Below are 3,332 nucleotides of genomic sequence, written 5' to 3'. Positions count from 1 at the left end.
ATTTATGAAAAGAGTGTTATATCTGCAGAGGATTGTGGATGCCCAGGTAATCTTGTAGTGGGAGCTAACATTGCTGGCTTTGTAAAAGTAGCGGATGCTATGCTAGGTCAAGGAGTAGTATAATAAAGTTTTAAGCTTGTTAAGGTGGAGTACAAAAAGATCTTAAAAGCTATGAAAGCAGAGGCAAATCTGTTTTCATAGCTTATTCTTGCTGTAAATCCTAAAAGTATAAACACAGTGAAATTTATCTTATTTAAGGTCATGTTTTAAATGCATGTTGAAATTAACTATCTACCATAAGCAAATATCCTGTAAGGAATAATTAGGGCACATTCTTTTCTAATTTAGACTTTAAGGGTGGATAAAGTCCACCCTTAAATTTATAATATCAACATAAATAACTTATAAATTTACTGCACCCTCACTGCAATTTTCTGTGGAGGATTTAATTTGGGACACAAGTATTCCTCCAAGTATTAGGGCACAACCTATATATCCTCTTGAACTCATGCTTTCGCTAAGTAAAAGTGCACCACCTATGGCACCAAACACTGATTCCATACTTAAAATTATAGCTGCATGAGATGGTTTGGCATTCTTTTGAGCTACTACTTGAAGAGTATAGGCTACTCCTACGGATAGAAGACCACCATAAAGTATTGGAATTAAGGCTTTTGATATACCGCTCATAGTAATTTGTTCAAATAACAAAGCTGTTACTAAACTTAAGAATGAGCAGGTTGCAAATTGGATACAAGATAATTTCAGTGGATCTATCTTTTTTGCAAAGTTGTCTATTGTTAAAATGTGAATAGCCCAGAATATTGCGCCTATAACTTCAAGAATATCTCCATATCCCATACTGAAATCTTCATTCACACTTAATAGGTACAGGCCAACAACTGCAAGTGCTACTCCTATCCATGAGTTTTTCCCAATCTTCTGTTTTAAAAATATCCCCATTAAAGGTACAAACACCATGTACAATCCAGTGATAAAGCTTGCTTTTCCTGCAGTGGTATAAATAAGACCAACTTGTTGAAGGGTGGCACCTGCGTAAAGAACCATACCAACTACTATTCCAGATATAATTGTTTTCTTTGCAGTTACTTCAATTTTGCTTTCGCTATCATCGCTACTTTGACTTTTCTTTTTCTTATCAAAGTAAATTATTAATGGTATAAGGGAGAGTGCTCCAAGAGCAAATCTTATTCCATTGAAAGTAAAGGCTCCAACAAATTGAGAACCTATTCTCTGTGCAACGAAAGCAAATCCCCATATAGCAGCTGTAAGCAATAAGAGCAGATTTGCAACTAATCTTTTATTATCCATTTAAATATTGTCCCCCTTTAAGTAATAGTATTTTAAAATAAGTTCTTAACTTAATTATTCTATATTTAAAGGTTTAATCCTTTATACAAAACACAGTTAAAGTTATATATTTTTGTACTTTATACAGTAATGTGTTATGAAAGATATTTAAAAGGAATCCATAGAATAAATCCGAATGAGTCTTATTCTACAAATTTCCTTGTAAAGTTGAATCTAAATGTTATAAATTTTGTCCAGTTTTATTGCTATTGAAAGTTGTTCATAGAAGCTACCCTCACAATGCTCCATATCTAATATTTCTTTTATCTTGCCAATTCTATATCTGATTGTATTTTTATGTACAAAGAATTCGTTGGCAGTTTCAATGATCTTCCCATCATTTTCAATATATTTAACTGCAGTTTGAAACAATTGAGTATTATATTTTTCATCGTAATTCTTAATAGGAGCAATTATTCTGTGATAGAAATTATGAACCCACATTTCATCAATAAAAGGCATAAGAATACTGTATATGCCGATATCACAAAAATAATTAAAGGAAGTGGGTGATACTTCACCAGTTTTTTGGGCAAAGATACTTTCATTTATTCCATTCGCCAATTCTCCAAGATTAGAATGTAGATTGCTAAGTCCTATATAGTACTCAGACTTATTTATACCAATACCATCTATTAAAGAAGTTATAATGGTTTTAATATTTTTTTTATCAATATTTTCATCTGAAAATACTATTAATATACCATTTCTATATTTTAAAGCAGAACTATGAATGTTAATATTCTTGCTTCGATTTATCCTGCCTAGTAGTGTAATCATGTTATTATCAATGTACTTTTTATTTTTGCAATAAAGCACAAAGAAATCCTCTTTAAAACTGCTGTTTATTTCTAAGGCTATGTCTCTTACAGTAGCCTTATTAAGAGGCCTTTTTATAAGTATATCAACTTTAGTTTCAAGTAATTCGTAATTATCTACAGCTCTTATTTTGTCAGCCACATCTGTAATAATATCTTCAAAATAAACACTGTTGTCAAATATAAATATTGGAAAGGCATTTTCATTTGCAAAATCAACTACTTCTAAAGGCAGTTCGTTAAAATATATATTCTTTATTGCAAGACCAGAAACACCATCTTTTTCTAATTCCTTAATTGATTCTAGGATAAAATTAGGATTATCTTTAGCAAAAAATAGACTAGTGATAACAAATTCACCTCTAGTAAATTGTTCTTCTATTTTTGTGATGAATTCATAATCTAATATTCCAACTTTCTTTACTATGTTATCGAGACCACGATGTCCAGCTATCAATTTAAAGTTTTTAAATGTATCTAATTTTGTTGCTTCAAATACAGTAATAGACATTTTAATTTCTCCTTATAATAGTACATTTTCAATGTAAGATGTACCAAATTAGAATATTCCTATACTACTTATTTCTAGGATGAAAATTTAACCACATTTTCGAAGCTTCAAGTCTGTAAGCTCTAAAAGTGGACGTTCTTCAGCTTAGAAAAATTCCTTTGGGGTAACAAAATTCTTTTGTTCGCAAATTTTTTTCTTTCACAAAATTCTTTTATTCGCAAAGGCGCTTTGTTTTAACAGAGTCTACTTTGTTCTAACAAAGTTTACTTTTTTCATCAAATCGACCTCCTGAGTCCTTAAATCTAAGAAGCTTGCTGAGATTTTAATTTATCCACTTCCGAAAGCATTAAGAGAACCAAGAAAAGTTCATGTACAAGTTAAGGCTTCACTTTGTTTTACTATAATTATAACATTAGTTTCATGTAGTGCATAAATCTTGCTGTGTTCTTATAAATATAACAATAAAAAAATATTAAAATAAAAAACAAAACAATATAACAATATATAGTGTTTGAGCCACATTAGGGGGGAACGCCTTTTATATAAGAATTATCCTAATTGAATTTATAAAGAATTTGTGTAATAAATTTATTTCAATGGATGTAATTATATTAGTGAGAGTTTATGGCGAA

At 30.3% G+C, this 3,332-nt stretch carries 2 protein-coding genes; both read right to left on the bottom strand.

All coding sequences use genetic code 11. The features are described 5' to 3' along the window. Positions 1-402 precede the first annotated feature (402 nt). Positions 403-1,332: a DMT family transporter gene (locus RR409_RS20940; protein ID WP_332559715.1), complete on the bottom strand. Its 930-nt coding sequence runs from the start codon at positions 1,330-1,332 to the stop codon at positions 403-405. A 213-nt stretch (positions 1,333-1,545) separates the two neighbouring features. Beyond that, positions 1,546-2,700 carry a PucR family transcriptional regulator ligand-binding domain-containing protein gene (locus RR409_RS20935; protein ID WP_332559714.1) on the bottom strand — a complete coding sequence of 385 codons (1,155 nt, stop codon included), beginning with the start codon at positions 2,698-2,700 and terminating at the stop codon, positions 1,546-1,548. Positions 2,701-3,332 lie beyond the last annotated feature (632 nt).

The sequence above is a fragment of the Clostridium sp. genome (genome assembly GCF_036642255.1).
GTDB lineage: Bacteria > Bacillota > Clostridia > Clostridiales > Clostridiaceae > Clostridium_J.
Note: the sequence above shows the minus strand (reverse complement) of the source record. Positions and strands in the feature narration are given on the sequence as shown.

Coding starts and splice junctions, on each gene's coding strand:
- RR409_RS20935 (WP_332559714.1), bottom strand. CDS start 2,700: ATGTCTATTACTGTATTTGAAGCAACAAAATTAGATACATTTAAAAAC.
- RR409_RS20940 (WP_332559715.1), bottom strand. CDS start 1,332: ATGGATAATAAAAGATTAGTTGCAAATCTGCTCTTATTGCTTACAGCT.